Source organism: Pedobacter sp. 01T416_2, from assembly GCF_056398925.1.
This window is the reverse complement of sequence record NZ_JBFTQI010000362.1, coordinates 1-5,846: the sequence shown is the minus strand read 5'-3', so window position 1 is coordinate 5,846 and position 5,846 is coordinate 1. Positions and strand designations below refer to the sequence as shown.

Genomic DNA, 5,846 nt, shown 5'->3' with positions numbered 1-5,846 from the left:
GTTTCCAAGGGGTTTGGCAAGTATTAATTTGTTTATTTACCATTAATTTATTTAATAAATGTCATATTTATTTACATCAGAATCTGTTTCTGAAGGCCACCCAGATAAAATCGCCGATCAAATTTCGGATGCATTAATTGATAACTTCTTAGCTTTCGATCCAGAATCAAAGGTTGCTTGCGAAACTTTGGTAACTACTGGTCAGGTTATTTTGGCTGGTGAGGTAAAATCTAAAACATATTTAGATGTACAACAGATTGCCCGCGATGTAATCAAGAAAATTGGTTACACCAAAAGCGAGTATATGTTTGAGGCCAACTCTTGCGGAATTTTATCGGCAATACACGAGCAATCTCAAGACATTAACCAAGGTGTAGATAGAAGCAACAAAGAAGAACAGGGTGCTGGCGATCAGGGTATGATGTTTGGTTACGCCACCAACGAAACCGAAGATTATATGCCTTTGGCATTAAACCTTTCTCATAAATTATTACAGGAACTTGCTGTTTTGCGCCGCGAAAATAACGAAATCACTTATTTACGTCCAGATGCAAAAAGCCAGGTTACTTTAGAGTACGACGATAACAATAAACCAGTACGTATCGATGCGATTGTAATTTCTACACAACATGACGATTTTGATGAAGAGGCAACAATGCTGGCTAAAATCAAAACTGATTTAGTGAATATCCTGATCCCAAGAATTATCAAAAGTAATCCTGCATACGCACATTTATTTAATGATAAAATTGAATATCACATTAATCCGACCGGTAAATTTGTAATTGGTGGCCCTCACGGCGATACTGGTTTAACCGGAAGAAAAATTATTGTTGATACTTACGGTGGTAAAGGTGCGCATGGCGGTGGTGCTTTTTCGGGTAAAGATCCAAGTAAAGTAGACAGAAGTGCGGCTTACGCTACACGCCATATCGCTAAAAACTTAGTGGCTGCTGGCGTAGCCGACGAAATTTTGGTTCAGGTATCATACGCTATCGGTGTTGCAAAACCAATGGGTATTTACATCAATACTTACGGCACTGGCAAAGTGGGTAAAACGGACGGCGAGATTGCTAAAATTGTAGAATCGATTTTCGATATGCGTCCTTACTTTATTGAGCAACGTTTGAAATTAAGAAACCCAATTTATAGCGAAACTGCTGCCTACGGACACATGGGCCGTACGCCAGAAACGGTTACCAAAACTTTCAGGACACCGAATGGTGAAGAAAAAACAGTTACGGTTGATTTGTTTACCTGGGAGAAATTAGATTACGTAGATCAGGTTAAAGCTGCTTTCGGTATTTAATTCTTCGAATAAATTATAGAAAAGGCGTTCTTGCAGCTATGCAGAACGCCTTTTTTGTTGCGGCCGGTGCAAAACTTGCGGAGTTTGACCGTGCGGTCAGATGTTTCCAGCTGACTGAATAGATTTGTGTCAGGTGGTAACACCTTACACCACCCGAAAAATCATTGATAACTTTTTTGAAAAGCAGGTTTCTGTGTACATCGGCTCCGATAATCCCGCTATACGCTATACTTCGTACCGCTGCTATCGGGTTTAGTTAACTTGGGCTGGTGGCTCTTGGGGAGATAATCCTTGTAAGAAATAAATACACTGAAACTATGCAGACCTCCGGTAATAGTAGCAAAGGCCTACCTACCCAAACCTGATTGAAATGAAAAGCCCGTAAGCCCGGTCCTTCACCGGGAGCGGATTTGTAATGAAAAGCAGGACCGACATTAAAAAGAGCTTCTGCAATTGCTTTCCAAAAACAATACAAATACATACTTAACTATGTATTCCTAGTTAGGCTAACAGCAGAAACGTCTATGGCAAAGAACTTTCTTTTTGAGTGAAAGACCCTGAAATAAATTCAGGGTGACGCAGAGAGAGGTAAGTCTAACTTACGAAGTCTAGGCCAAGTGGTATTTCAGCTCCTGATGGCTGCCTTGCTCAACCACTAAACCTTTATCCAATACAATAATTTTATCAGCATTGTTCAACGTGCTCGATCGGTGCGTAATTACAATTACGGTTTTCTGTTCGGCTTTTAAAAGTTCGATCATGCGTTGTACATGTTGCTCAGAAACCGAATCGAGCGATGAGGTGGCTTCGTCTAAAATCAGGATTTCCGGATCGCGGTATAAAGCCCTTGCAATGGCAATCCGCTGCCTTTGTCCGCCTGATAAAGATGTACCGTTTTCGCCCAGATAAGTCTGAAAGCCCCTAGGCAAAGCCTCAATAAAGCCAATTAAACCCAGCTTGGTGGCAATATCAATAATCCTTTGCATATCGGGCTCTTCTTCGCCAATGGCAATATTGTCGATTACGTTACCAGCAAATAAATCGATCTGCTGTGGCACTACCGATACCACTCTGCGAAGCGACGAGTTGGTAATGTATTTCAGATCATATTTACCTATACGCACATTGCCCGCCTGTATCGGATAAATATTCTGCAGGATAGACATTAGAGTTGATTTTCCCGAACCACTCTCGCCAACAATGGCTGTAAATTTACCTTGTGGAATGGTTAAATTCAGATTTTCGAAAACGGGTAGCCTTGCCCCATAGCGGAAAGAAACATTTTCGAAATGAATATCCCCAATTTTATCGGCACTCAGTTCAATCTGGTTCTCATCACTTTCGCGTTCCAGATCCATAATCTCGAATAACCTGTCGGCCGCAATAACAGCATCCTGTACGGTTTTATTCATCCCGATTAAAGAAGATACTGGTCCTGTAAAATAACCGATCAACGTATAAAACGACAATAGTTCTCCAGGGGTAATCGAATTGCTTAATACATAACCTGCACCTACCCAAAGCAATACAATGGTAATCATGCGCGAAATAAACTCGGTAGAAGTACCCGATACAACGGCATTTATATTCGATTTAAAGCCTGCCTGGAGCAACTTGATGAAACGGGTTTCGGTTTTATCGTTAGCATGATCTTCTAAGCCGAAACGTTTAATGGTACCTACAGCGTTTAAGCTCTCTACCAATTGCGATTCGAGCTCGGCAGCATCTTCCATTAACCTCCTTTGCGTACGTTTGTTAAATTTATCGGTAATTACATAAATTATTAGGTATAACGGGATAACCGTAAGCGTGATGAGTGCCAATTTCCAGTAGTAGGTAAACATCATGATAAATGAGAAGAAAACAATAAAAATGTTGACTACAAAATTTACGCATACATCATTTAAAAATGTTCTGATTTTTACCGCATCATTAATCCTCGAAATAATTTCGCCCACCCGCATGGTATCAAAAAACTGCTGTGGCAAACGGAGCAGATGTTTGTAGTACCCTAAAATAAGCTGCGAATCGATTAACTGGCCTGTTTTTAAGGTAAAAATTGTTTTTGCCGAGCCAATAAACAGCTGTACCAGCAGAATAACCATCATGGCTATGCTCATGAGGTTTAGCAGGTTATGGTTACCATCTACCAGTACAAAATCGACTAATTTCTGAACAAAAATAGAGGTGGATAAACCCAGTACAGTATAAACAATAGCACCAAATAAAACTTGCGTCAGAATGCCTTTATGCGGTTTAATCAAACTCCAAAATCTACCCTGGATTGATTTTTTTTCATTGCCGATCTGAAAGTCTTCTGATGGCAACAATAAGACTAAAGCACCAGTCCATTCCTTTTTGAATTCATCGTGCGTTTTACGGTGCACTTTCCCATCTATAGGGTCCATCACCTCTATAAACTTACTGTTTACTTTGTAAATCACTACATAATGCTGAAGGATATCATTCACAATAATATGTGCTATAGCGGGCGTAGGTATTTTAAATAAACTGTCAAAAGGTGCCTTTACACCTTTCGCTTCAAATCCTAATTTTTGGGCCGCTTCAACAAGTCCTAAAACGGTTGTACCTTTTTTATCGGTTCCGGCAAGCTGCCTGATGCGGGCAACAGCCRAATCCAATTTATAATGAGCAGCAATTGAAGCCAGACAAGCCGCACCACAATCTGTTATATCTCGTTGCTTAACTTTTGTACTCATTGCTTCTATGTTTTTTGGATTAAATTCGGATTAACCCAATCATCAACCTTATCATAAAGTAATTGATATAAACTACGGTCGGTTACTTTAAAACGAGCCGTAAAATTCATTCCTTTTTTGAGGTATCCTTTGTAACCGTTTTTGAGCATCAGAAAATTTTTATCCATTAAACACTTTACCTTAAAAGCAGGCTGGTTACCATTTAAGATCACAATATCGTCCGAAATATCGATCACTTTACCTACTGCCAAACCCCACTGGTTATAATTATAGGCATTGATCTGAAAATGCACTTCCTGTCCTTTTCTAATCAGGCCAATATCTGAAGGATTGATATAACAGTAGGCAGCTAAACCCGCATCGGGCGAAACCTCTCCTACTTTTTGGTTGGCAAATACGTATGCGCCATTCTGCAAACCGACTAAATTCTGAACTGAACCATCTATCGGCGCACGCAATACATATTGTTTTTTCTGCTCATTAAGTTCTGCCTGCTGACCCGAAAGTTGACGCAGCTCATTCCGGTAACCATTGGCTTCAGTTTGCCATTGAGTTTTATATTTGGTACGCACCATTAAATAAACCGATTCGGCCTGCTCTAGTTCGTATTTGTATTTTTCGTATTCAGATTGCGTAAGTACTTTATTCTGATAGAGCTTACTATAGCGCGCAAAATTGCTCGCGGCTTGTCTTTTTGCAATACCAGCATTTTTTGACTCCTGCACATATTGTTGCCAGGACGCTACATATTGGCCGCTTTGCAAATTTGATGACCCACCGTTAAATGATAACAGCGTGCTAATATCTTGTAAAAAATGGGTGATCTGGTTTTTGCGGGTTTCAACCAAGGCATCCTGCTGTTTGGGTAAACCCGCATCAATGGCTAAGAGCGTATCGCCCTGCTTAAGTCTTTTATTATCCGAAAGTTTGTACTGTATTAACCGGCCATTAACCGGTACAATAAGTTCTGTTTTTTCGATGGTCGATTGTAAAACGCCTGTCCCATTTATACTAATGGGTATTTTAACAAATGGAAGGGCAATCAAAACAATTAAAATGGCTGCCACAGCAACGACATAAATTAATTGGCTTGATTTACTAATTTGAGAACGGTAAACGAGAGCAGTATTTGAAATTCTTTCTGTAGAGTAACTGGTTAGCGCCATAGTGTTGAAATCGTAAAGCATCCGCTATTCTGGAAACCAGAACAGCGGATACAATAAATTGCTTATAGACTCCAAACAAGTTTCAAAACATTGGTTACTGTTTTGCTTAAAAATGTCGAAGTGTCTGCACCAACTGCATTTAAAGTTCCTGCAAGAGAAGTTAAAAGTTCGTTTAATGTATTGTTAATAATACCACCACCTTCAACTTGTGACATTTCAGTTGTGTTCATTTCTTTAACACCAAGATTTTTTAATTCTAAACTTTTCATACTAGATTTTTTTTGAGTTTTAAGATCCCTACTCTTTTGAAGGCTTTTCGGGATGCGCCTGATGCTTGGCCAAACACTTCGACGAATGTAATAATATTAGCTATACTGATGTAGTATTAAACACCTAACAAAAACCTAACGATTCGTTAATAACCCCAAAAAAATGCCCCCATCACATAAAAAACGCAATCACTACCAAAAAACTAGGGTATTAGTTTTCATATTCAATTTATTCATTAGCCTGAAACCGCCTTGCATTCTTTTTATTCGCTGATTTTTATTAGTCTGGTTTAAAAAAATAGCTTGATCAGATGCCATTCATTTTCATAAATGCTATCTCTTTTTCTGCGATATGATCGTCGTCAATGGCATACGATTTAAT

Annotated in this window: 4 protein-coding genes; 1 reads left to right on the top strand and 3 read right to left on the bottom strand. The window is 39.3% G+C overall.

The window, feature by feature from the left end:
- The first annotated feature begins 58 nt into the window (after window positions 1-58).
- Window positions 59-1,309, top strand: coding sequence for a methionine adenosyltransferase (gene metK / locus AC1DPQ_RS15550; RefSeq protein ID WP_029277640.1), 1,251 nt, complete (start codon window positions 59-61; stop codon window positions 1,307-1,309).
- A gap of 608 nt (window positions 1,310-1,917) precedes the next feature.
- On the opposite strand, the gene AC1DPQ_RS15545 is transcribed toward metK, so the two are convergent.
- The 3 genes from AC1DPQ_RS15545 to AC1DPQ_RS15535 form a co-directional block, all read right to left on the bottom strand.
- Complete coding sequence (locus AC1DPQ_RS15545) at window positions 1,918-4,029, bottom strand: peptidase domain-containing ABC transporter (RefSeq protein WP_477610115.1); 2,112 nt, start codon at window positions 4,027-4,029, stop codon at window positions 1,918-1,920.
- 5 nt (window positions 4,030-4,034) lie between these two features.
- Entirely contained in the window at window positions 4,035-5,195 is a 1,161-nt protein-coding gene (locus tag AC1DPQ_RS15540; RefSeq protein ID WP_215129394.1) for an HlyD family secretion protein, read from the bottom strand.
- Between the two features lie 62 nt (window positions 5,196-5,257).
- Entirely contained in the window at window positions 5,258-5,464 is a 207-nt protein-coding gene (locus AC1DPQ_RS15535) for a bacteriocin (protein WP_215129392.1), read from the bottom strand.
- Between the last annotated feature and the right edge of the window lie 382 nt (window positions 5,465-5,846).

Excerpts from the sequence above, each read along its gene's own strand:
- AC1DPQ_RS15535 (WP_215129392.1), bottom strand. The coding sequence starts at position 5,464 with ATGAAAAGTTTAGAATTAAAAAATCTTGGTGTTAAAGAAATGAACACA.
- metK (WP_029277640.1), top strand. The coding sequence starts at position 59 with ATGTCATATTTATTTACATCAGAATCTGTTTCTGAAGGCCACCCAGAT.
- AC1DPQ_RS15540 (WP_215129394.1), bottom strand. The coding sequence starts at position 5,195 with ATGGCGCTAACCAGTTACTCTACAGAAAGAATTTCAAATACTGCTCTC.